Source organism: Flavobacterium salmonis, assembly GCF_903819435.1.
Lineage (GTDB): Bacteria > Bacteroidota > Bacteroidia > Flavobacteriales > Flavobacteriaceae > Flavobacterium > Flavobacterium chungangense.
In genome coordinates this window covers 365,321-389,430 of the sequence record NZ_CAIJDP010000060.1, presented here as the reverse complement: position 1 = coordinate 389,430, position 24,110 = coordinate 365,321, and the positions used below count along the sequence as shown (strand labels likewise).

Genomic DNA, 24,110 nt, shown 5'->3' with positions numbered 1-24,110 from the left:
GCGAAAATAGCTCAGTTGGTAGAGCGCGACCTTGCCAAGGTCGAGGTCGCGGGTTCGAGCCCCGTTTTTCGCTCAAAACCATATATTTAAATGGTGTTGTGTTTGCTTTTTTTTAAAAATTAGCTAAATAAAAACATTAAAAGCTTAATTGCTCGGATGGTGAAATTGGTAGACACGCTGGACTTAAAATCCAGTGAACAGCAATGTTCGTGCGGGTTCAAGTCCCGCTCTGAGTACTAAAGCCTCTTCTTTTTTGAAGAGGCTTTTTTTATGGTGTAAATCTGGGGGTGTTGTGTGTAAATTTGCGTAGTAAATTTATTTCAACAATCAACAATCAACAATCAACAATCAACAATCAACAATCAACAATCAACAATCAACAATCAACAATCAACAATCAGTAATCAACAATCAACAATCAAAATGGGTGCTTTCGTAATTAGTAGAAGGTTTAATGATGAATATAAATTTGTGTTTACTTCCAGAAAAGGAAAAGTAATTTTTACAAGTTCAAGTTATGAGTTGAAATTTGAATGTGAGGAAGATATTGAGAGATTTAAGTTGAATGTGGAGCATGCTAAATTTTTAAAATTTAAGGGCTCAGGTGGAAAGTATTTCTTTAAACTAATGTTGGGTGAGGTTCAGTTTGCGATGAGTCGTAAATACACGACTGAATTGCTTTTGCAGAAAGGAATAAAAGAAATTATTTTGTATGCTTCGAAAGCAGAGATTTTGGACTTCTCTTCAAATGATTTGATTTTTGATGACGAAATGGTAGCTGAAGGGGGAGTGTTGTAAAAAAAAGCGTTTGCAATAACAAACGCTTTTTTTTGTGATTAGAATTTAATCATAAAAAAAACCATCTCAACGATGGTTTTAAAATTTTTAGAACTAGGTTCTAATTATTTTTTTACTTCTTCTACTTTAGCAGCAGCAGAATCAACTTTAGCAGCAGCAGAGTCAACAGTTGCAGCAGCAGAATCAACTACAGCAGCAGCAGAATCAACAGTTACAGCAGCAGAATCTACAGCAGGAGCTTCAGCAGCAGCGTCAGCTTTTTTACAAGATACAACAGTTAAAACAGCAACAACAGCTAAACTTAAAAATACTTTTTTCATCTTACTTTATTATAAAAGGTTAATTATTAATTCGAGGCAAAGATATAAATTTTTTAATATGTAAAATTTTTTTTTTTTTTTTTTTTAAAATATTTTCCTTTGTTCCTCGATGTTGTTATTTATCAATTAGTGTGCCAAAACTAATAAATCGCGCTGTATTGTTGTATTTTTGGTGAATTTTATTTTTTATTAAATATTCGAAAAACATTTGGCTATTTTGAATTGTTTGTTTGTGGTTTGTTTTGCTTTTGATTGATAATTCTATATTGAAAAAAAAGTGATGTGAGCTGTTTTGGAAAGTTTTTATAACATTTAAATCTTAAAAACATGAAATTTGTTAGTTAGTTTGTTTCTGTGAAATGGCTTTTATGATAGTATTTGTTGCTCCTTTGTTGTTTTGAATGTAGGATTGGCAAATTTTTCCTTTTTCTTCCAGAAAATTGTTGTCTGAGAGCAACTGATTAAAGGCATGTTTTAGGTTTTCTGTATTCGAGATTGTTGTGCAGCCTCCAAGTTTTACTAATTCAATGGCTTCGGCAAATTTAGAATAGTTAGGTCCAATAACAATTGGAATTCCAAAGGTTGCGGGTTCTAATATGTTGTGAATGCCGGGATTTCCAAAACCACCTCCTACGTACGCTATAGTTCCGTAGCTGTAAATTTTAGTTAGTAAGCCAACGGTGTTAATTATGAAAACAGTGTAATCTGTTAAGATTTTGTTTTCTTTTTCAGAGAACAAAACTGTTTTTTTTGTAATCGCATTTTTTAGATTTTCGATTTGTTCAGTTTTTATATTGTGAGGGGCAATAATAAATTTTACATTTTCAGGAGCCTCGTTGATGTATTCAGCTAATAACACCTCGTCTTTTGGCCAGGAACTTCCAATAACTATTGTTGGTTGATTGTTTTTGAAAGTTTCAATAAATTCAAGTGAATTATCTCTCTCTAAAATTGCGTTTACACGATCAAATCGGGTGTCGCCTGCAACAATTACGTTTTGAAATCCTATAGATCCAATTTTTTGTTTTGAGTTCTCATTCTGAACAAAAAAATAAGTAAAAGTTTTCAATGCCTTTCTGTAAAATCCACCATACCATTTAAAGAACATTTGGTTATCTCTAAAAATACCTGAAATTAAATAGGTAGGGGTTTTTAATTTTTCCAGCTCTTTTAAATAGTTAAGCCAAAATTCATATTTAATAAAAAAGACCAATTCAGGATGAACTAATTTTAAAAACTGTTTTGCATTATTTTTTGTATCGAGAGGAAGATAAATAGTGACATCAGCGACATTATTGTTTTTACGTACTTCATAGCCTGAAGGAGAAAAAAAGGTAACAATGATTTTATGTGTTGGATATCTTTCTTTAATTTTTTCGATAACCGGAAGTCCTTGCTCGTACTCTCCCAATGAAGCCGAATGAAACCAAATTGTTTTATCTTCAGGTTTTATTTTTTCTTCTAAAATAGTAAAAACATTTTTTCGTCCATCTACAAAAAGCTTAATTTTCGGACTGATAAGGGCTACTATTTTAAGAAAAAAACCAGTAATTGAAACGACTAAATTGTATAGAAAAAGCATCTGTTTATTTTTGTGGCAAAAATACGTTTCTTTCGATTATTTTTCATTGTTTGAAGGTATTAAATAACTATTTTTGCTTTTCGTTTTAAAGATTTTGATGCAAATCCGAATCTTCAGATTTAAATAAGAAAGATAAATGAAAAAAATTCAAATGGTTGACTTAAAGGGTCAATACGAGAAAATAAAAACTACTGTTGATGCTTCTATTCAGGAAGTTTTAGATACAAATACTTATATAAATGGACCATTGGTTCATGAGTTTCAAAAAAATCTTGAAGATTATCTGGGAGTAAAACATGTAATTCCATGTGCCAATGGAACCGATGCATTGCAAATTGCTATGATGGGGTTAGATTTAAAGCCAGGCGATGAGGTAATCACGGCAGATTTTACTTTTGCTGCAACTGTTGAGGTTATTGCTTTACTGCAATTGACTCCGGTTTTGGTTGATGTTGATATGAATAATATGAATATTTCGCTTGACGGAATTAGAAAAGCGATTACACCAAAAACCAAGGCGATTGTTCCTGTGCATTTATTTGGCCGTGCGGCCAATATGGATGCGATTATGGAGATAGCAGCTGAATATAATTTGTATGTTATTGAAGATAATGCTCAAGCAATTGGTGCAGATTACAAGTCTAAAGATGGTTCAAAAAAGAAATTAGGAACAATTGGACATGTGGGCGCAACTTCTTTTTTCCCTTCTAAAAACTTAGGTTGTTATGGAGATGGAGGTGCAATTTTTACTAATGATGATAAATTGGCGCACATCTTGCGAGGTATCGTAAATCATGGTATGTATGAAAGATATCATCATGATGTAGTAGGCGTAAACTCACGTTTAGATAGCATACAGGCAGGTGTCTTGAAGGCTAAATTACCCAATTTAGATGCATACAATAAAGCACGACAAGACGCAGCAAGAAAGTATAGTTTGGCTCTAAGTGTAAGTTCAGATATTTGGTCGCCAACGATTTGTGAAAGCTGTGATTGCCACGTTTTTCATCAGTATGTGATAAGAATTCTAAATGGAAAACGAGATGGGTTATTAGCGCATTTGCAGGATAAAGGAATTCCATGTGCGATTTATTATCCAATTCCATTGCACAGCCAGAAAGCTTATACTAGTTCTCGATATAAAGAAGAACAATTTATGGTAACAAATCAATTAGTGAAAGAAGTAATTGCGTTGCCAATGCACACTGAACTTGATGATGAGCAAATTAAATTTATTACAGATTCAGTTTTAGAATTTTTGAACAAATAATTTTAAGATTTAACAATCAAATGAAACCCAAATTGTCAGTCTTGATGATTTGGGTTTTTGTTTGAAATTAATCTACTTTCCTAAAAACTAAAAGTTTTCCTGATGGGTTGGAAAGGGTTAATCGGTTGTTTTTAATTGAATAAGTAGTGCTGTTTTGAAGTGCTTTTACGAATTTATCTTCTTTGTTATTTTCGGAGCAAGCCATTAAAGTAGAAGTTATATTGCTGAATCTAAGTAAATCATTTTCGAAAAATAAGCTTCCGGTAATTGAATTACAGCCTCCAAAGCCCATAAATCTGTTCTCTTCAGCATGAATTTCTATTCTGTGTAATTCTTTTTGAAAATCTGCCACAAAGACTTTGTATCCGTTTAATTCTTCTAAAACCCAGATGTCGTGCAAGCGGTAATCGGTAATGTATTTTCCGCAGCCTTCTATTTTTTGATAATTGGCCTCAGTGTTATTCTTAATTTCAATAGAAACTTTATAAGGAGAAATTGCTCCTGACATTGAATTCTGGCAGTCTGTGTGCTGAATTGAAATTGTAATACTTGAGTTTGCATTGCTGGCTTTGTATGATTTTATATTCGCACCCATTCCTCTGATTGGTTTAGTAGATGAGAAACTTAGATTTTCTTTTCCTTGTATTAATGATGTAAAAACAATTTTTTTCTTTCCAATTTTTAATCCCCAGAAAGGCTCGTTTCCGGTTGCCTTAAAATAGCTAGTACTATCTTCTTCGGAGGTGTTTTCTGAGGAATTATTCGAATTTGTGTTTTTTGAATTAACGGATTTGCAACTATATACAAGAGAGAATGTGATAAATAAAATTAAGTACTTTTTCATATAAAGTAATTTAGGTTGTAAAGTTTAGAAAAGGCTTTTTGTGTGCAAATCTTTGATAAGTAATATGTTAGTTTGTTTTTAAATTTAAGTAAAATAGTACAGATAAAATAATTTATGAAAATATGTATAAATCGTAATTCCTTAGTACTTATAGGTAATGAGGTAAACTACGTATTTAGAAGAGTTCTATTTAATAAAAAATTTACGTATATAAGTATTTAATATAAGTATAAATACTTATATTTGCGTAGTAATACTTAATTAAAGAAATCATGATTAAAGTAATAGTAGTTGGAAACGGGATGGTTGGGTATAAATTCTGTGAAAAATTTATAGCAAAACCGGGGCAGGAGAATTATCAGATTACCGTATTTGGAGAAGAGCCAAGACGCGCTTATGATCGTGTTCACTTAAGTGAATACTTTGGAGGCAAAACAGCAGATGACTTGTCATTATCAACAAGTAATTGGTATGCAGATAATAATATTACTTTAAATACTTCGGAGTTAATTACTGATATCAACAGAGAAGAAAAAACGATTCATACACATTTAGAAAAAACGCATAAGTATGACTACTTAGTGCTTGCAACAGGATCTTCTGCTTTTGTACCGCCAATTGACGGAGTAGAAAAAGAAGGTGTTTTTGTATATCGTACTATTGAGGATTTAGATGCAATTATGGCGTATGCCAAAAAAATAAAACAAAAAGGCGCTACTGAAGCGGCTGTATTAGGCGGAGGTTTGTTAGGTCTTGAAGCTGCAAAAGCGGTTCGTGATTTAGGATTGAATCCACATGTTGTAGAATTTGCTCCGCGCCTGATGCCAAGACAGCTGGATAAAGGGGCAAGTGATATGTTGCAGTCTAAAATCGAGGAGCTCAATATTGGGATACATCTTAATAAAGCAACACAATATATTGACGGGAAAGAATGTATAACGGGAATGATGTTTGCCGATGATGAATTGTTAAAAGTTGACATGTTGGTTATATCTGCCGGAATTAAACCGCGTGATGAACTGGCTAGAGTTTCGGGACTTGAAGTTGGTTTGCGTGGAGGAGTTGTGGTTAACAATCAGATGCAAACATCAGATCCTTCTATTTATGCAATTGGTGAAGCAGCTTTATACAATCAAATGATTTACGGACTGGTTGCTCCGGGTTACGAAATGGCCGATGTTGCTGCAGAACAAATCTTAAATGGTTCTAAAACCATGAGAGAAACCATTGATATGTCTACTCAATTAAAATTAATTGGTGTTGAAGTTGCGAGTTTTGGTGATCCTTTTATCGAAAATGATGAAGTTACTGCGATTATTTATGAAAATAAATTATCAGGAGTTTATAAAAGAATAAATGTTACTAAAGATTCTAAAACCTTATTGGGTGGAATTTTAGTGGGAGATTCAAGTGATTATAATTCACTTTTTCAGATTTACAGCAATGCAATGGCGTTGCCTAAAAATCCGGAAGATCTTATTTTAGGGTCAAGAGACGGTTCAGAAGGTTCAGCAATGGGAGTAATGGATTTGCCTGATACTGCTGTAATTTGTTCTTGTGAAAATGTGACCAAAGGTACCATCTGCTGTTCTATTTTAGATGAAACCTGTTCCAGTTTTTCAGATGTTGTAAAATTGACCAAAGCGACTTCTGGTTGTGGTGGTTGTAAGCCAATGGTTTCTGACTTAGTAAAAGCAGCTCAGAAATCGATGGGTAAAGAGGTAAAAGATGTTATTTGTGAACACTTTCAACATACACGTCAGGAATTATTTGATTTAGTAAAAATTAATAAGTACGAGAATTTTTATGACGTTCTTGATCATCATGGAACAGGTGATGGATGTGAGGTTTGTAAACCTGTAATTGCCTCAATTTTCTCCAGTATTTATAATGATACGGCTAATAAACACCTTACGACTCAGGATACAAATGATAGGTTTTTGGCAAATATTCAAAGAAACGGAACCTATTCTGTGGTTCCAAGAGTTGCCGGTGGAGAAATAACTGCCGAGAAATTAATCGTAATTGGGCAAGTTGCTAAACAATTTGATTTATATACAAAAATTACAGGAGCACAGCGTGTTGACTTATTTGGAGCACATTTAGATGATCTTCCTAAAATCTGGAAAGTATTAATTGATAATGGGTTTGAAAGTGGCCATGCTTACGGAAAATCACTTAGAGCTGTAAAAAGCTGTGTCGGAAACGCCTGGTGCCGTTACGGAATGGATGACAGTGCCGGATTTGCAATCGAACTGGAAAACAGATATAAAGGAATTCGTTCTCCACATAAATTAAAAGGAGGTGTTTCGGCTTGTATTCGTGAATGTGCCGAGGCAAGAGGAAAAGATTTTGGTTTAATCGCTGTAGAAGGCGGCTGGAATTTATACATCTGCGGAAACGGTGGGGCTAATCCAAAACATGCTGTTTTATTGGCTGAACAAATTGATAAAGAAACTGTCATTAAATATATGGATCGCTTTTTAATGTATTACATCAGAACTGCAGGTCCGCTAATCAGAACATCAACCTGGCTTGAAAAACTGGATGGAGGTTTAGATTATTTGAAAGAAGTAATCATTGAAGATAGTTTAGGGTTGTGTGAAACTTTAGAAGCTGAAATGCAGACTTTGGTTAACACTTTCGAATGTGAGTGGAAACAAGCTCTTGAAAAGCCAAGATTATTGAAACGCTTCAGTCACTTTGTAAACTCAGATGAAAAGGATGATAATATTGCTTTCGTTCCTTTAAGAGATCAAAAAATGCCAAAAGCCTGGTCATAAATTTAATGTTTAGCACATAGCAACATAGATTTTATAAACTCAAAAAGATATTGTTATTATCATACAAATAGCTATGTGTGAGAAACGAGTTTCTTTTGGAGTTCCTTTTCCGATAATTAAAGTCTATGTTCCTATGTGTTTAATAAAGTTTAAAAAATATAATTAACGATTGCTGTCCTCTTACCCTCTTTTTTACTGCGCCATCAAACTCTCTTGATTGTAAAGGGAGGGATAAGAACACAGATTTATAAATACAACCAAAATGGAAGAAATTTTAAACCAATACGAAACTGTGCATCCAAGTGATGCCAAAATATGGTTCAAAGCCGGTAATGTGAGTGATTTTCCAACTAACCGTGGCGGTTGCATCAAATACAAAAATAAACAAATTGCCGTTTTTAATTTTGCACGACGTAACGAATGGTACGCTTGCCAAAATGCCTGTCCGCACAAAATGGAAATGGTTTTGTCAAGAGGAATGACAGGTTCTGCAAATGATATTCCTAAAATTGCCTGCCCAATGCATAAAAAAACTTTTTCATTAGTGGATGGTTCTAATCTAAATGGAGATGATGATTTGAAAATTGCAACATATCCGGTTAAAATTGTTGAAGACGAAGTGTTCATTGGCTTTTTAGATTAATTACGTATATTTGAAAATATATTTTCAAAAAAAATGAATACACCTTTTCAGAAAGCAAGTGAATGGATTGATGCTGAAAATGCTCAGGATCCGAATATTGAAATTGATCAAAATACTGAATATCCAAAAGAGCTTTTATACTCAAACAGGATGTATGAAAAACTGATGCAGTTTTGTTCTGAGGCATCAGAAGAGGTTCAGATTGCTTCAAAAGCACAGCATATCTGCAGATGGAAAGTGGCACGCGAGTCTTACCCAATGGATCGTGTGGGATACTTAAGATGGAGAGAAGATTTAAAAAAATTCCACGCAAAAACTACTGCCGAAATTCTCGAAAGATCCGGGTATGAGCAAGCCTTTATTGACCGTGTTTCTTTTTTAATTGAAAAAAAATTACTTAAAAAAGATGCCGAAACCCAATTGCTGGAAGATGTAATTTGTCTGGTATTCTTAGATTATTACTTAGAGCCGTTTGTTGAAAAGCATGATGATGAAAAACTTAAAAACATCATTAAAAAAACCTGGGATAAAATGTCTGAAAAAGGACATCAGGAAGCCTTAAAAATCAAATACTCAGAAGAAAACTTAAATTTGATAAAAGCATCTTTGGGATTATAATCTGATTTTATGAAATAAGCGAAAGTGAATTCCATTTTCCGCTAAAAACAAATATTATCTTCGAATGAAAAAAGGCAATCAGGAAGTTGCAGAGAAAATTACATTCAAAAACTTACGACGTTTGTATTTTTTTGCACTCTGGACTATTGCCATAACCATTATTTTAAGTCAGCTTTTAATTCAATATAACTTAAAACAGCAGCTTAGCGATTCTAAAATTATCAATATTTCCGGTAAACAAAGGATGTTGAGTCAAAGAATTACCAAGGAAGTTTTAATTTTAAATTTTGTTTCTGATGCTTCTCCAAAAAAGGAAATTGCCCATCTTCGAAATTTATTGTCACTTTGGAAAATTAATCAGGATGCTTTAGAAAATGGAAGTGACAGTCTTGCTTTTCCAAAAGAAAAAAGCGAGAAGCTAAATGAATTATACTTTCAAATAAAACCTAATTTTACAGCTGTTGTTGAAACAACAGAATTGTTTCTTCTTAATTTAGAACAAAAAAACAATCTTGAAGCCAATCAAAAACTGGTAGCTATTATTCTGAAAAATGAAAGTATTTTTCTTTCGAAAATGAATGAAATAGTTAGCCAGTATGATATTGAAGCACATCAGAAAGTCACTGAACAGCGCAAAACTGAATATTGGATTTTCGGATTTACATTGTTGGTACTGATTCTCGAATTCTTTTTTATCTTTAGACCTACCAACAAAAAAATTGAAAAGCTTATTGCTAAGCTTTTATCTTCTCAAAAGAAAGCTTTAAAACTTGCCTACGATACCGAAATCATTAGTGAAATCAAGGAAAACTCTGTAAAAGAGTTGAAATCGCTGAATTATGCGATGGAAAATACCTTGCTTTATTGCCGAATTGCACCCGATGGCTCTATCATTCACGTAGGTGAAAAATTCGCAAAACTTTTAAATTATACCAAATTTTCGTCGAATAAAACTTTTTCACAGATCTTAACGATTGATGAAAAGGAACAGCTTAATATAGACCGTATTATTTTTGAGAAGCAGCGAAGTGGCTGGCAGGGCGAGATTAAAATTCATAACAGAGAAGATCAGACAATCTGGCTGGATTTATCAATGGTGCCTGTAATGATTAAAAAGGACGAACTGGAACTTTTAATTGTCTGTTTTAATATTACTGAACGTAAAAAAGCACAACGCGAAGTTGAACGTCTGAACATTGAAAACAGTACCGAAAAAATCAATCAGCAAAAGATTATTTCGAGTAAAATTGTTGAAAATCAGGAAAATGAGCAAAATCGTATTGCCAAAGAAATTCATGACGGAATAGGGCAGATGTTAACCGGATTGAAATTTAGTCTGGAGAGTATTAATCTGGATGACAAAGAGAAATCGGCACAGAAAATAGAATACCTGAAAAAATTATCACTCGATATTATTAAAGGCGTTCGAACGGCGACTTTTAATTTGATGCCACCCGAATTAAGTGACCACGGAATCGTTTCGTCAATTGCAAAATTGACTCAGGAGCTTTCTAAATTGACAGGAAAAGAAATACTGTTTTACAATAAAACCGATTTTGACCAGCGACTGGATTCTTTAATTGAAATAAATATTTATCGTCTGACTCAGGAAGCCATTAATAATGCTATAAAATATGCGGAGTCAACCCATATTATTGTGCAGATGTCTCACAGTGAAACTTTATTAAGTATTATAATTGATGACAACGGAAAAGGGTTTGATAAGACAAGCGTTGATAAAAAACGAAACAGTGAGTCCGGAATGGGGCTATTGTTTATGAATGAAAGAATTCAATACATCAACGGTCGTGTATTTATTAACTCTATTCTGGGAGAAGGAACTAGAATTACTTTTAATATCCCGATTTCGAAAATAGATAATTAGTCAATTAGAGAAATGCGCCAATTAGATAATTGGAAAAATGTGATAATAGATATTTTATATAATTAATAGCGTAACTTTTTCATTTTCAATTAAAAGTATGTTTCTTAAATCATAATAAAGTTTAGACTGTTTTTTATTTTACAATTCAAGAACACCAAAATTTGATTCACTATGAAATTATCTAATTACCTAATTGATACATTTTCACATTAACTAATTTCTTAATTTAAAAATTACGTATCTTAGCGGTTCGTTATAGATGAATATACGTAAAAGTTCAGAATCAAAATTAAGTAGAATATGAGTGATATTATTCGTGTTGTATTAGCAGACGATCATGTTTTTGTAAGAGATGGAATTAAATCTTTACTTGAAAATGAAGCAAACATAGAGGTTGTAGGTGAAGCAATTGATGGTGCCGATGCACTTGATGTTGTTGATGCCCATAAGCCGGACTTACTTATAGTAGATATTCGCATGCCTAACCTGACCGGTATCGAAGTAGTAGAAAAACTTAGAAGCGATAGTAACAACGTAAAAATTATCATGCTTTCGATGCACGAATCGGAGGAGTATGTATTAAAGTCTATAAAAGCAGGAGCTGACGGGTATTTGTTAAAAGGTTCCAGTAAAGACGAATTTTTGAAAGCCTTACATACCGTGGCCAATGGAGGTAAATATTTTAGCGGTGATATTTCTTCTATTTTAATAAGTCAGTTAACAACTTCATCACTTTCTGCAGAGCCAAAACAAAATTTTGGAGAAGAAATGATGATCACAAAGAGAGAAAAAGAAATTTTGACACTTTTATTATCCGGAAAAGGCAATAAAGAAATTGCTGAAGCTTTAGATATAAGCAAACGTACTGCAGAGGTACATCGTTTTAATTTGATGAAAAAATTAAAAGTAAAAAACCTAATGGAACTTTCTAATAAAGCTGCTGAATATTCATTATTATAAAAAACTACGTATAATTACGTAAATATTTTTCAAAAACTGCGTTTTCGCAGTTTTTAACTACGTTTTAGTACTTATTTTTACCAAAAAAAATATAAGTACCATGACAAATACAAATTCATTATCGCAATCACACAAAATTTTATTTTTAAACACATTGGCATTTACAGTGTGTTTTGCATGTTGGACCTTAAATGGAGTTTTAGTAACTTTTTTAGTAGATAACGGAATCTTTAACTGGAGCGTTGTTCAGGTAGGCTGGTTGCTTGGAATTCCGATATTAACCGGTTCTGTGATGCGTTTGCCAATGGGTATTCTTACGGATAAATTTGGTGGAAAATATGTATTTTCATTATTATTATTACTGTGTTCTATTCCTTTATTTTTATTGCCTTTTGTTAGCAGCTTTTTAATGTTTGCTATATTAAGCTTTTTGTTCGGAATGGTAGGAACAAGTTTTGCAATAGGGGTTGGATACACCTCAATTTGGTATCCAAAAGAATGGCAGGGACGCGCTTTAGGAATCTTCGGAATGGGGAATGCCGGAGCTGCAATTACTACTTTTTTAGCTCCTTCGCTATTAAATCATTTTTCTATAGAGGATCCACAAAACGGCTGGAAAATTCTTCCTGTTATTTATGCAGTTGCATTAGTTGTAATTGGTGTTGCCTTTTTGTTATTCGCAGAAAACAAAAAAATAGAAAACAATACAAAAAGTGTTTCACAAATGTTGGGCTCTTTAAAGTCTGCCCGTGTATGGCGTTTTGGAGCGTATTACTTTTTAGTTTTCGGATGTTTTGTTGCATATTCCCAATGGTTGTTACCAAATTTCATGAACGTTTACCAAACGAGTCTGGTAATGGGTGGATTATTTGCTACAATGTTTAGCTTGCCATCCGGTGTCATCCGGGCTTTTGGAGGTTACTTGTCAGATAAGTACGGAGCCCGAAAAGTAATGTACTGGGTGTTGAGTTCTTCTGTTATTTTGAGTGCTTTGTTAATGGTTCCAAAAATGGAAATTACGACAACGGGTCCTGGAGTTTTGGCGACTAAAAAAGGAATAATTACTTCAGTTTCTGATCAAAATATTAAAATTGGGGAAACAGATTTTGCTGTAGCTCAGAAAAAGGAAATCACAGATGAAAGTGCTATTTTTCCAACCAGTACATCATGGCAGCAGGTAGTTGTAGAACAAAATCAAACCGTAAAGAAAAAAGAATTACTTGCAAAAGGAATTACTGTAATTAAGTTTGATGCCAATATGTGGGTTTTCTTGGTATTGGTAATTTTAATTGGAATTTCATGGGGAATAGGGAAAGCAGCAGTTTACAAGCACATTCCTGAATATTTTCCGACAGAAGTTGGAGTTGTTGGCGGTATGGTAGGTATGATTGGTGGTTTAGGAGGGTTCTTTGGTCCAATTATTTTTGGATACTTATTAACCGCAACTGGAATCTGGTCAAGCTCCTGGATTTTTATTCTTCTTCTTTCTGTTATTTGTTTGATTTGGATGCATTATACAATTACCAAAATAATGAACGAAAAACAACCTGTTTTGTCAAAAGTAATCGATAGACAGTAAACTTTTATATTTTTTTTAATTCTTAGTTATTTAGTTATTTGAATTAGGCTGAAGCCAAAAGTGTTCTATTTTTTTCTCCTTTTTATAACCACTGTAAAAGGAATCTTAAAAAAAGAGTTTTTGATTAATTTCAAAAACTCTTTTTTTATAAAATTATCTCCTAAACGATTGATGTCGTTTTTCTGCTAATTATTTCTTTGAGGAAATAATTCAGTACTCTTTTTTTAGAGTAAATGCCAATTTATTTTTTAACCAAAAATCAGCCAGTATGAAACCTACATTACTCAGATTGTCTACGCTTATTATTGTACTCTTTATTGTTTTTAGTTTTAAAGGCAAAAATACAAATAGTACATCTTTTAAATTTCTATTAACCGATCCTCCAACAACAAAAAAACTTGTTCTTGAGAAGCCAAATGTAACAATAGGATTTATTAAACTTACCGATATGGCTCCTTTGGCAATTGCAAAACATTTAGGTTTTTTTGAAGCTGAAGGCTTAAATGTAAAGCTGGAAGTACAGGCCAACTGGAGAGATATTTTAGATAAAGTATTAGATCAGCAAATTGATGGTGCACAGATGCTGGCCGGACAACCCATAGCTGCTGCAGTTGGCTGTGGACGACAAGGAGCTCTTGTTACAACATTTTCTATGGATTTGAACGGAAATGCTATTACGGTTTCAAAAGATGTATGGTCAAAAATTGTGGATAGTATTCCGCAGGAATATGGCAAACCGGTACATCCAATACCTGCAAGTGCGCTTATGCCGGCTTTAAACCTTTATAAAAAACTAAACAAACCTTTTGTGATTGGAGTTGTATCTGCTTATTCGAATCATAACTATCAATTGCGCTATTGGCTTGCTGCCGCAGGAATTAATCCGGGATTTTATAGTAACAATAATATTCAGGGAAGTAAAGGAACGACAGGCGGAGATGTACTGTTGAATATAACAGCACCGCCACAAATGCCGGAAACATTACTGGCAGGGACTATAAACGCCTATTGCGTAGGAGAGCCATGGAATCAGCAGGCTGTTGATCAGGGAATTGGGGTGCCGGTTGTTACAAGCAGGGAAATCTGGAAAAACCATCCTGAAAAAGTATTTGTGATGACGAAGGAATTTGTCGAAAAATACCCAAATACTACAATTGCAATTACAAAAGCATTGATTAAAGCAGGAAAATGGCTGGATGACCCTGTGAACAGAAAAGAAGCAACCCGTATTCTGTCAAAATCGGCTTATGTAGACGGAGAAAAAAGAGTAATCGATAATTCGATGTTGGGAACATTTGAATTCGAAAAAGGGGATGTTAGATCTATACCTGATTTCAATGTTTTTTTTAGATACAATGCCACTTATCCTTATTATTCTGATGGGATTTGGTTTTTGACTCAAATGAAGCGCTGGGGACAAATTGCAGAACCCAAAACAAATGAATGGTATCATACTAAAATCAAAGAGGTCTATAAACCCGAAATTTGGAACACTGCTGCCAAATTATTATTAGAAGAAGGATTTTTAACAAAAGCAGAAATTCCTGTAACTGATGGCTATAAGCCTGCAACTACAGAATTTATTGACAATATGCTGTATGATGGAAAAAAACCTGTTGAATATATTAAAGGTTTTAAAATTGGAATAAAGGATTAGTTACCTATGGTTATCACTGAATATAAGAATTTTAGCTAAAAACAAATCGTTTTTATCCGAAATTTACTTACATATTTTACCCTTTTTTCTGTTTCAGAAAAAGGGTATTTTTTTTGACTTACTAAAAGCATATTATATGCTTTAATTAGTTATATTTGAGCCGATTATGAACCCCAAATTCTATCCTGATGAAACCATTTCTAAAATTATCTATGTTAACCTTTTTTGTAACTCAAACGGGTATTGCTGAAAAATTAAATGATGCTTTAATTTCAAAAAATTCAGAAATAAATTTTGCAAAAACACAAAAAAGAGGAATTAAAAAAAACAACATTATTTATTATGTTGAAAATGACCTGCAAACAATATCTGCCTACAAAAGAAGCAAATTGAAATGGCAAACCAATGTAATTTCTGTTTGTGGAGAACCAAAAGTGGGAGAGCCTCAAATAAGATATATAGGATATAATACAGACAAACTGCTTATCGTTATGGGAAAACATAATTTTGCAGAAATAGATGTAAATAGTGGTATGACAAAACTTATTGGTTAAGATTGGACAAACGATATTTTATCTAACTGTCGACTATTTATCTAATGGAAACCCAATAGTTTGAAATTGCAATATGGCAACCCGATCGCGCAGTTATGCTCAACGATTACGCGGAAATTTTTTCCGTGCGGACATAGGGGCTCTATAAAGTATATAAAAGTAAAACCTCGCAATTTGCGAGGTTTTTTTATTGTATCAACTTATTTTATATACTTTATAAAAATGGTTAACTGTTGTAAGTAAGCAACTCAGTATTTCACAGATATGAATAATGTTAGTAAAGAATACTTAAAAAACAACGGGGTTATTTACTGATTAGCTTTTCAAGCCTTGTCATCATTTCATCTTTTTCTTTCAGCATACGCTCGTATAAAGCTAGCTTCTCTTCATGTATTTCCACAATTTTATCAATCGGATTAAAAGTGCAATTGATATATCCAGAATTGTTAGCAACTGCTCCTTCATGAAAAGTGTTAGCAATAATGTTTACAGCCTGCTCCTCATCAAAATTCTGAAAAGCTTCAACAGGAATTTTCAAAGAATTCGAGATTTGTTTAAGAAGACCATCTTCAATAACATCTTTCTGCTCCAGGATAGAAATTTTCTTCTGGTTCCAGTCATCTCCCAGAGCATAAGCCAAAGCCTCTTGTTTGATGCCGAGCATTTCTCTAAAACGTTTTACGTTTCTTCCCTGATGTATTTTCTGTTCCATAACGAGTATCAATTTTCTAATGGCTCAAAGATAAAGCCATTTAGATTAAAAAGTCTTAGTCTCAAAGATAAAAAAATATCGGATAAAACATCTTTTGTGTCAGATATTATATCCGCATTTCGTATAGATTATACTTTTAAAATTATAACTTAGCTGTGAAATAGTAAAAATACGATTTTATGAAAACGCTCCCAAAACTTTTATTGCCATAACACTAAAACGAGTAGTGCATGATAAAAATAAACGCAATAACATGACAACCCCCTGGGCCCAAAGATGGGATGACCGCTACAGCAAAGAAGAATTTGCGTATGGCGAGGAACCTAATAATTACCTAAAAGAACAACTGGAAAAATTAAATCCAGGAACTATCCTTTTTCCGGCAGAAGGAGAAGGACGAAATGCTGTTTTTGCAGCCAGAATAGGCTGGAAGGCTGATGCTTTTGATATTAGTGCCGAGGGAAAAAACAAGGCAATTAAACTGGCTGAAGCTAATAATGTAACGATTGGTTATCAGGTTGGTGAATTAGAATCTCTTGATTATCAAACAGAACAATTTGATGCAATTGCTCTGATTTATGCACATTTTCCCGCAGAAATAAAATCGGCTATTCATAAAACACTACAGCAGTATTTACGCAAAGGCGGAATTATAATTTTTGAAGCCTTCAGCAAAAAACATCTTGAATATCTGGCGAAGGATCATAAAGTAGGCGGTCCAAAAGATATTGAATCCTTATTCTCAATTGAAGAAATCCAGTCCGATTTTTCTGATTATGAAATCATCGAATTAGAGGAAAAAGAAATTGAATTAAGCGAAGGTTTGTTTCATAACGGAAAAGGTTCTGTGATTCGTTTTGTTGGGAGAAAAAAATAAATTAGGCGCTAAACACTTAATATAAATTAATTTATGAATCATAAAATAGTATTCTTTTTTTTATTGTTTTTTAGTCTTCAAAGTTTTTCGCAGGATACTACGGCACTTAATCCTAAAGATATTTATGTTAAAGAAAATCTTGTTTATAAAACGGCTGATGATTCGATTTTTACAGGTTCTGTAGAAATACATAGATGGACTAATAACGTATTATTAGCAAAGGAAGAGTATAAAGATGGTATTATCGTACTTTTTACCACTTACTATAATAAAAGCATGAAAGGAATTCCAAGTAGAAAAACGTATTATTACGAAAATGCATTCTTTAAAAAGAAAAAAGAAAATCGTTTAGATTTTGATGGAAATATAGATTCGACTATTTATTTTGATGAAAATGGAGATAAAACATTAGAAGAATTCTATTCTGAAAATAAATTAGTTTATAGTTGTGAGTACAAAGGCGGAAAGAAAAATGGAAAGGAATTATGTTTATCGGATAAAAATGGAATGATAACAAATTTCTATGATAATGGGAAAAAATTAAAATAGCAAATAGAGGCACAATTTTGCGTCTCTACTAAACTTTCTTTAATCGAATGTCAATTTCACGATTAACATAGGTCCATTCTTCTGTTTTTCTTAAAGTGTCTAAAAGTTCCTCAAAAGCTTCTGCATCAGCTGGAGCATATTCAAACCAGGTTAAAAAATCAAATGCCTCACCAATATCTCTCGAGTGGAATAATTTTCGGGCAATAGCAGGCAGGTATTTCATTCCGGTTTGGGTATGCTTCGATTTACTCTCCATTATTTTTCTGCGTTCGTCTTGCGCCAGATTCCACCAGGTTTCTGATTTTCGAATCGGAATAAAGGCTGCGAGGGTAGCATTTTTTCTCCCAAGGTCTTCCTGAATTGCAGTTAATTTGTCTTTTTCTTCTTTTTCAGTGTAACGCAAATTGCTGATAATTCCTTTAAAAGACCAGATTCCTTTTTCAGATTGACTCAAATCTCCTAAAGGAACTTTAGTCAAATGTGAAACAGATTCGATAGGATTGCCTTTGTAGGCTGTCATTGAAGTAACTTGCCATTCGCCGGAATTGTCTCCAACGAAATCAAAAATAGTACTTGTCATAGTTTCGGGATTGAGTTATTGAAATATTTCCTGGCTTCTTTTTTAATCAAAGAATCCTTGTAATGCCATTTATTACAAGGATATGTTATTGAGAAATAAGTGAGAACTAGCTTTTATATACCATTCCCATATCTTCAATAGAGAATTTATCTGTTAACAAGTGCAATAAACGATCTCTTAAATCGATATATTCAGGGGTTTTTACAATTTCAATTTTATTTCTTGGTCTTGGCAGATGTACTTCGACAATTTCGCGGATAGTCGAGGCTGGTCCGTTATTTAAAACCACAATTCTATCTGATAAAAACAATGCTTCTTCGATATCATGTGTAATCATAACGATGGTTTTTTCGCGATTGTTTAAGTTCCATAACTTTAATACTTCAAGCTGCATCGAACCTTTTGTTAAAGCATCCAAAGCACCAAATGGTTCGTCCAAAAGCAATACGCCCGGATTTATAGCGAAGGCTCTTGCAATAGCAACACGCTGCTTCATTCCGCCTGAAAGCTGTCCTGGTAATTTGTCTTTGTGCTCAAAAAGATTCACCATTTTAAGGTTCTCAATTACGATTTCGTGTTTTTCTTTTTTAGAAATACTCATAACCGAATCAACAGCCTGAAAAATATTTTCTTCGACAGTTAACCAAGGTAAAAGCGAATAGTTCTGAAAAACGATTCCGCGATCCGGTCCTGGTCCTTTTATTTTTTTGTTAGCCAATTCAACAGAACCTCCCGTTGGAGTTAACATTCCTCCAATGGCATTCATTATAGTTGATTTTCCACATCCTGAATGTCCGATAATGGAGATTATTTCTCCCTTTTGAATAGACAAATTAATATCCCGAACTGCAATGTATTTTCCTTTTGGTGTTGGGAATGATATTTCTAAATTTTTTATTTCTAAATAACTCATGATGTTTTTATTTAATGATTGAAAAATTTAATGATTGAAAGATTTGAGATCTGCAACCTTTTAAACTCAGAACCTTTTCTAGGCTTTATAAGCCACTTTACTTTCAATAAAAGTGAATAACTTATCGAAAAGAAGCCCTACGATTCCGATGATTATAATGGCTGAGATTACTTTTTCTAAACTTAGGGCATTCCAGCTGTCCCATACAAAAAATCCAATTCCGGCACCTCCCGAAAGCATTTCTCCGGCTACGATTACCAGCCAGGCCACACTAATACTTAAACGCAATCCGGTGATGATGTGAGGCAAACTGTATGGAATTAAAATTTTGGTTAAATAACGCATTTTTGAAAACCCAAAAGCTTTTGCTACATTTTTATGATCCTGAGGAATCGAAGCTACTCCAAAAGAAGTGTTGATTAAAGTTGACCATAATGAGGTAATGAAAACAATAAAAATAGTCGCCATTCCGGTATCTTTAAAAACAACAAGCCCAATTGGAAACCAAGCCAATGGTGAAACCGGTTTTAAAAGCTGTACTATCGGGTATAAAATTTGTTTGCAAATAGTACTGGCTCCCATCAGAATTCCAATTGGAATTGCTATTAAAGATCCCAGCAAAAATCCGGTTAAAACAGTTTTGATTGAATTGAATAATTGTAACCCGATTCCTTTGTCGTTTGGTCCGTAATCATAAAACGGATCGCTTAGCATTTCTTTTAAAACGGTAAAAGTTGCTAAAGGTCCAGGAAGGGCATCTTTGGTATAAATGCTGAGTAAGCTCCAAAAGCCTATAAAAACAAGAACTCCGATTCCTGCGAATACAGTCGATTTTAATTTTTCTGCAAATTGACTGATAATCAATTTTATTTTGTCATTTTTTACGGAATCATTTGAAGTGCCTGGTGTCAAAACTTCGGCTTGACCGGAAACAGCACTTAGTGTTAAGGTATCTTTATCAGACATGATATTGTAATTTAAATTTAGAAATTAGATTTATGAATTCCCGAGTAAGTAAATTTTGCCACAGCTAAAATGATTCTAACAGATTAAAACTTTAAGTAGGCTTAAAGGATAATGTTTTAAAGACATTAAATCTGTGGCAAGAAACAAACTTATGTACGGGAATAAAAAGAACTTTATTATTTAACTGCTTTTAGGTAAGCTGCAGGATTTGAAGGGTCAAAAACCGTTTTGTCCATCGTTAAAGAGAAAGGTTTCATATCATCATTTGGTACTTTTACTTTCATGCTTTTGGCAACTTCTTCGTATAAATCCTGTAAAATCAGTTTGTCTGCAATAGCTTTGTAATTTGGTGCTTCTTTTAACATCCCAAAACGTACATATTGTGCCATTGCCCAGATTGCATGTGATTTACGAGGATAATTTACCATTCCGCCTTTGTAAAACAGCATATAATCTTTAGAGTAAACCTGAGTACCCTGATTACAACCTAAATCATAATTACCCATTAATCTGTTTTCGATCACGTCTGCAGGAGCGTTTACATAAGGTGCCTTTCCAATTACAGCAGCCGCTTTTTTGCGATTGGCAGGATTGTCTAACCAGATGCAGGCTTCTAAAACAGCTTTCATTACTTTAACCAAATCTGTTCTGCGTTTTTCGCTAAATTCTTTGTTTACTACCAAAGCTTTTTCAGGATGGTCTTTCCAGATGTCCTGAGATGCAACTTGTGTAAAACCAATTCCTTGTTTTACTGCAACTCCTCCCCAAGGTTCTCCAACACAAAAACCATCCATGTTTCCTACTTTCATGTTTGCAACCATTTGTGGAGGCGGAATCGTAATGATTTTTGATGTTTTTTGATTTACACCTGCAATTGCCATCCAGTTACGCAACCATAAATCGTGCGTTCCTCCCGGAAAAGTCATGGCGAAAGTCACTTCTCTCTCAGCTTTTAATTTTGCTGCTACAACCGGCGCTACTTTATTCATTTGCTTGAAACCAACTTTTCCGCAAAAATCTTTTGAAAGTGTAATCGCCTGACCATTTACGTTTAGCATCATGGCGATTTTCATTTCAGAACCTGCTTTTCCTCCTACCCCTGTGTAAACCGAAAATGGCATTGAATACAGACAGTGCGCTCCGTCTAATTCTCCGGTTAAAATTTTATCACGAACATTTGCCCATGAAGATTCTTTGGTCACTACCACTTCAACGCCGTATTTTTTAAACAACCCCAATTCTTTTGCCATAACAATTGGCGAGCAGTCTGTTAGTGGAATAAATCCTAGTTTTACAGGGTCATTCTGAGCTGATATTTCTGTGAAGAAAGCTATAATAACTAATAATAAAGTCAATAGCATTTTTGTATTTATGAGTCCTTTTTTCATTTTAAATAGTTTTAAAAGTTATTTTATTCAATTATTTCTTTGCAAGGAAATTTGGTTTGATATTTAGCATTACATAAGCAAATTGTGGTGTTAAATCTGCATTGGCGACATTTTTAACAGGTGCAGAAGCCAATGAATTTGTTGCTTTCATGATAGAGTAACCCGCTTCAAAATTGATAATTTTGGTTAGATTGTATCTTACCGTTAAATCAACTTCGGTACCTAAATAAGAGTTTAATTTACCGCCTGCGCCATTAGTTATTTTGTTTGCCGATTCAAAACCGTGTACATCTAAATTGAAGCTTAGATTGTCTTTGGCATTGTATTTTATTTTGAAGAAATAATTTAATAAACCTTGTTTTCCGAATCCATTGGCTGCATAAAAATAATCCATACTTCCCCAGAATTTATGAGGCGTTCCGTATAGTGGATCAAAACGATTATTATCAGAAGTAGTAGTTACGGTTTTTGTTCCGTCATCACCAGATAAATAATCAACTCCGGGCCCTATGAATAATTTTCTTCCAACCTGATACGTTGATGTGATAGAAGCCATGTTGGCACTTAAAGACCTTCCGTCCTTGTCATGACCGCCCTGATGATAGAAGCTTCCCATGAAATTTAATTTTCGGGTTGCATTTACGTTATAGTAAATTCCGGTTGTGTTTCTGCTCCAAACGCCTTCACCGTTTACCTTTGTAGTTACAGGAGGTGTTCCGGCTGTTACGTTGGTATATTTATTAAAGTCATCTTTAAAGAATAGAAAAGACAAATCACCAAAGAAGAATTTCTTACCTATATAGGCATATTGAAATGATTTGTACATCGTTCCAATTCCGTTTGTTCCTGCACCATAAGCTGAATTGGTTCCGTTATAAATTGTTCCGGTATTATTTTCTTTATTTTGATTGAAAGCTGCCCCAACATCTGCAATCCAGCCTTTGTTTGCATATTTAAAAACGATTGCATCGTGGCGTCTTCCTTGCTGCAGCCAGTCTAAGCTTCCTAAAACTTTCTGATCATCATAAGAGATTTCCTGACGTCCTGCCTTTACCGAGAAATTCTGAATAGTACTTAAGGTATCTACTAAAGAAATTTCTGCCCAGGCTTCGTGCAATAAAATTCCGTTATTGGCCTCAGTAGTTGTTCTGTTGATAGAAGAAGCATCCTGCCCCCAAACACGAACATCCTGTAATGAAGTGTAAATTTTAAAACGATATCCTGTATATCCTGCAGATAATCTTGTTCTTTGGCTTGTAAATAAGGCTGCTTTATCTCCTTTTTGCTGAAGTGTTCCTTGTCCGGCACGCATTTCAACACGGTCTCTTAACTGACCTGTAAGTGTAAATTGTGCTTTCGCTTCAAATTTCCCTAAACAAGTAATAGCAACTCCGAGTAAAATTGTTTTTGAAAGTTTTGTATTAAAAAGGCTTTCTTTTTTTTGGTTTTGATTCTTTAATATCAGATTTGTTAATGTAGACATGGTTATTTGTTTTGATTAGTATGAAGCAAACTTACATACGTACTAATACTTAAGTAGTGTCCTTTTGCCATATCAAAACATTTTTTTTCAGCTAAAAAAAGCGTTTTAAAATCAATTTATTTACTGTGTTATCGCAGAAAATTTAAAATAACTAAGTCATAACAAGGCTTTACGGATGGTGTGTTTTGAGGTTTTGACTAATGTTTTAAAAAAATTAAGGTTTATTTGGATAAAAAATGAACCTTTTTCTAAGTGTTTTTTGAGAATAAAAGCAAAAAACCTTAGAAACATACGTAGAATAGTTTCTAAGTGATAGTTGAAACTACTCAAAAAGGAGATTTATGAAGAAGAAATGTTTTGAAAAAAAGAAACTACTTAGATCTTAATTAGAAATATTTATGTTCCATTATTTCAGACTGCAGTTTTGGAAGCGCCAATAAGCCAATTCTTTTGCCAACTGTTTTTATAAGCGCTTCTTTTTTAAGACTTGAGAGTATGCGAATTGCCTGTTCTTCAGTAGTTCCGGCGAAGTCAGCGATTTCTTTTCGGGAAAGTTCAATTTCTATTAAACCATTGGTTTGACCAAACTTACGATGGATATATAAGAGTAAATCAATTATGCGTTCCCGAACATTCATGTGTGCAATTTTTCGAATGTTGTTTTCACTTTTGTTTAATTCATCAGCATAAAATAACATTAGGGCATACGTAAATTCAGGAACATTTTGAAGTATTTCCATCATCGTTTCATTACTGAAATTGCATAAAACAGTATCTTCCAGAGCGTATGCGCCAATTAAATAACGCTTGCTGGTACCAAAACCACGAAATCCGATTGTATCTCCGTTTTTGGTTAAGCGAACAATCTGCTCACGTCCGTTAATGCCGGTTTTGACTGTTTTTACTTTTCCCTTACAGATAAAATAAAGTCCATGAATAGGAGCGCCTTCAATAATAAACTGATGCGATTTTTTGCATACGAAGCTGTGTTTTTTGGCAACATACTGCTTCATTTGCTCTAAGTGCAGGTGTTTTTTTATAAAACAGTTCTCGTTTGTACAGGTATAACAAATGGCCAATTCTTCTTTCATGGGATTCCTTTTTTATTTGATTAGCTATTAGTCCATAGTAATTAGTGAAGAGTGATTA

22 protein-coding genes and 2 tRNA genes are annotated in these 24,110 nt (G+C 33.7%); 14 read left to right on the top strand and 10 right to left on the bottom strand.

All coding sequences use genetic code 11. The features are described from left to right. From FLACHUCJ7_RS06455 to FLACHUCJ7_RS06445, 3 genes are all read left to right on the top strand, one after another. Nucleotides 1–73, top strand: a tRNA-Gly gene (locus FLACHUCJ7_RS06455). A gap of 77 nt (nt 74–150) precedes the next feature. Beyond that, nucleotides 151–236 (top strand) — tRNA-Leu (locus FLACHUCJ7_RS06450). Between the two features lie 187 nt (nt 237–423). Continuing rightward, nucleotides 424–798 (top strand): YegP family protein, encoded by a 375-nt coding sequence (locus FLACHUCJ7_RS06445; RefSeq protein ID WP_078227323.1) that lies wholly within the window; start codon nt 424–426, stop codon nt 796–798. 104 nt (nt 799–902) lie between these two features. Here the strand turns inward: FLACHUCJ7_RS06445 and FLACHUCJ7_RS06440 are convergent, their stop codons facing one another. Both FLACHUCJ7_RS06440 and FLACHUCJ7_RS06435 read right to left on the bottom strand, forming a co-directional pair. Then, nucleotides 903–1,118: a PG1828 family lipoprotein gene (locus FLACHUCJ7_RS06440; RefSeq protein WP_031454501.1), complete on the bottom strand. Its 216-nt coding sequence runs from the start codon at nt 1,116–1,118 to the stop codon at nt 903–905. Nucleotides 1,119–1,455: 337 nt separating this feature from the next. Further along, complete coding sequence (locus FLACHUCJ7_RS06435) at nt 1,456–2,700, bottom strand: 3-deoxy-D-manno-octulosonic acid transferase (RefSeq protein ID WP_180908338.1); 1,245 nt, start codon at nt 2,698–2,700, stop codon at nt 1,456–1,458. A 136-nt stretch (nt 2,701–2,836) separates the two neighbouring features. Here FLACHUCJ7_RS06435 and FLACHUCJ7_RS06430 point away from each other — a divergent pair, with 136 nt between their 5' ends. Beyond that, the gene (locus tag FLACHUCJ7_RS06430; RefSeq protein ID WP_078227326.1) at nt 2,837–3,970 is read left to right on the top strand and encodes a DegT/DnrJ/EryC1/StrS family aminotransferase; all 1,134 of its coding nucleotides are present in this window, start codon (nt 2,837–2,839) and stop codon (nt 3,968–3,970) included. Nucleotides 3,971–4,037: 67 nt separating this feature from the next. Here the strand turns inward: FLACHUCJ7_RS06430 and FLACHUCJ7_RS06425 are convergent, their stop codons facing one another. Continuing rightward, on the bottom strand, nt 4,038–4,814 hold the full coding sequence (locus FLACHUCJ7_RS06425; RefSeq protein ID WP_180908337.1) for an META domain-containing protein: 777 nt from the start codon (nt 4,812–4,814) through the stop codon (nt 4,038–4,040). A 272-nt stretch (nt 4,815–5,086) separates the two neighbouring features. Here FLACHUCJ7_RS06425 and nirB point away from each other — a divergent pair, with 272 nt between their 5' ends. The 8 genes from nirB to FLACHUCJ7_RS06385 all read left to right on the top strand — a co-directional run bounded on the left by nirB (nt 5,087) and on the right by FLACHUCJ7_RS06385 (nt 15,493). Continuing rightward, complete coding sequence (gene nirB, locus FLACHUCJ7_RS06420) at nt 5,087–7,597, top strand: nitrite reductase large subunit NirB (RefSeq protein WP_180908336.1); 2,511 nt, start codon at nt 5,087–5,089, stop codon at nt 7,595–7,597. A 262-nt stretch (nt 7,598–7,859) separates the two neighbouring features. Next, nucleotides 7,860–8,240 (top strand): nitrite reductase small subunit NirD, encoded by a 381-nt coding sequence (nirD, locus tag FLACHUCJ7_RS06415; RefSeq protein ID WP_031454507.1) that lies wholly within the window; start codon nt 7,860–7,862, stop codon nt 8,238–8,240. Nucleotides 8,241–8,273: 33 nt separating this feature from the next. Then, nucleotides 8,274–8,858, top strand: a complete 585-nt coding sequence (locus FLACHUCJ7_RS06410) for a DUF4202 domain-containing protein (RefSeq protein ID WP_180908335.1) — start codon at nt 8,274–8,276, stop codon at nt 8,856–8,858. Between the two features lie 64 nt (nt 8,859–8,922). Then, on the top strand, nt 8,923–10,743 hold the full coding sequence (locus FLACHUCJ7_RS06405; protein WP_180908334.1) for a PAS domain-containing sensor histidine kinase: 1,821 nt from the start codon (nt 8,923–8,925) through the stop codon (nt 10,741–10,743). Nucleotides 10,744–11,043: 300 nt separating this feature from the next. Then, entirely contained in the window at nt 11,044–11,703 is a 660-nt protein-coding gene (locus tag FLACHUCJ7_RS06400) for a response regulator transcription factor (protein ID WP_078227331.1), read from the top strand. 100 nt (nt 11,704–11,803) lie between these two features. Beyond that, on the top strand, nt 11,804–13,282 hold the full coding sequence (locus tag FLACHUCJ7_RS06395; protein WP_180908333.1) for an MFS transporter: 1,479 nt from the start codon (nt 11,804–11,806) through the stop codon (nt 13,280–13,282). 268 nt (nt 13,283–13,550) lie between these two features. Continuing rightward, nucleotides 13,551–14,939 carry a CmpA/NrtA family ABC transporter substrate-binding protein gene (locus FLACHUCJ7_RS06390; protein WP_078227333.1) on the top strand — a complete coding sequence of 463 codons (1,389 nt, stop codon included), beginning with the start codon at nt 13,551–13,553 and terminating at the stop codon, nt 14,937–14,939. Between the two features lie 188 nt (nt 14,940–15,127). Next, nucleotides 15,128–15,493 carry a hypothetical protein gene (locus FLACHUCJ7_RS06385; RefSeq protein ID WP_180908332.1) on the top strand — a complete coding sequence of 122 codons (366 nt, stop codon included), beginning with the start codon at nt 15,128–15,130 and terminating at the stop codon, nt 15,491–15,493. Nucleotides 15,494–15,797: 304 nt separating this feature from the next. Here FLACHUCJ7_RS06385 and FLACHUCJ7_RS06380 read toward each other — a convergent pair whose 3' ends face one another. Then, nucleotides 15,798–16,205, bottom strand: coding sequence for a helix-turn-helix domain-containing protein (locus tag FLACHUCJ7_RS06380; RefSeq protein WP_180908331.1), 408 nt, complete (start codon nt 16,203–16,205; stop codon nt 15,798–15,800). 253 nt (nt 16,206–16,458) lie between these two features. On the opposite strand from FLACHUCJ7_RS06380, the gene FLACHUCJ7_RS06375 reads away from it, so the two are divergent. Beyond that, a complete protein-coding gene (locus FLACHUCJ7_RS06375; protein ID WP_180908330.1) occupies nt 16,459–17,082 on the top strand; it encodes a class I SAM-dependent methyltransferase in 624 nt (207 codons plus the stop codon). Nucleotides 17,083–17,115: 33 nt separating this feature from the next. Continuing rightward, on the top strand, nt 17,116–17,631 hold the full coding sequence (locus FLACHUCJ7_RS06370) for a hypothetical protein (RefSeq protein WP_180908329.1): 516 nt from the start codon (nt 17,116–17,118) through the stop codon (nt 17,629–17,631). A gap of 28 nt (nt 17,632–17,659) precedes the next feature. On the opposite strand, the gene FLACHUCJ7_RS06365 is transcribed toward FLACHUCJ7_RS06370, so the two are convergent. The 6 genes from FLACHUCJ7_RS06365 to FLACHUCJ7_RS06340 form a co-directional block, all read right to left on the bottom strand. Further along, a complete protein-coding gene (locus FLACHUCJ7_RS06365) occupies nt 17,660–18,211 on the bottom strand; it encodes a chlorite dismutase family protein (protein WP_180908328.1) in 552 nt (183 codons plus the stop codon). Between the two features lie 106 nt (nt 18,212–18,317). Further along, a complete protein-coding gene (locus FLACHUCJ7_RS06360) occupies nt 18,318–19,124 on the bottom strand; it encodes an ABC transporter ATP-binding protein (protein WP_180908327.1) in 807 nt (268 codons plus the stop codon). A gap of 78 nt (nt 19,125–19,202) precedes the next feature. Further along, on the bottom strand, nt 19,203–20,090 hold the full coding sequence (ntrB, locus tag FLACHUCJ7_RS06355) for a nitrate ABC transporter permease (RefSeq protein WP_180908326.1): 888 nt from the start codon (nt 20,088–20,090) through the stop codon (nt 19,203–19,205). Between the two features lie 176 nt (nt 20,091–20,266). Beyond that, complete coding sequence (locus FLACHUCJ7_RS06350) at nt 20,267–21,478, bottom strand: CmpA/NrtA family ABC transporter substrate-binding protein (RefSeq protein WP_180908325.1); 1,212 nt, start codon at nt 21,476–21,478, stop codon at nt 20,267–20,269. A gap of 31 nt (nt 21,479–21,509) precedes the next feature. Then, entirely contained in the window at nt 21,510–22,961 is a 1,452-nt protein-coding gene (locus FLACHUCJ7_RS06345; RefSeq protein WP_180908324.1) for an alginate export family protein, read from the bottom strand. A gap of 386 nt (nt 22,962–23,347) precedes the next feature. Beyond that, nucleotides 23,348–24,052: a Crp/Fnr family transcriptional regulator gene (locus FLACHUCJ7_RS06340; protein WP_180908323.1), complete on the bottom strand. Its 705-nt coding sequence runs from the start codon at nt 24,050–24,052 to the stop codon at nt 23,348–23,350. Nucleotides 24,053–24,110 lie beyond the last annotated feature (58 nt).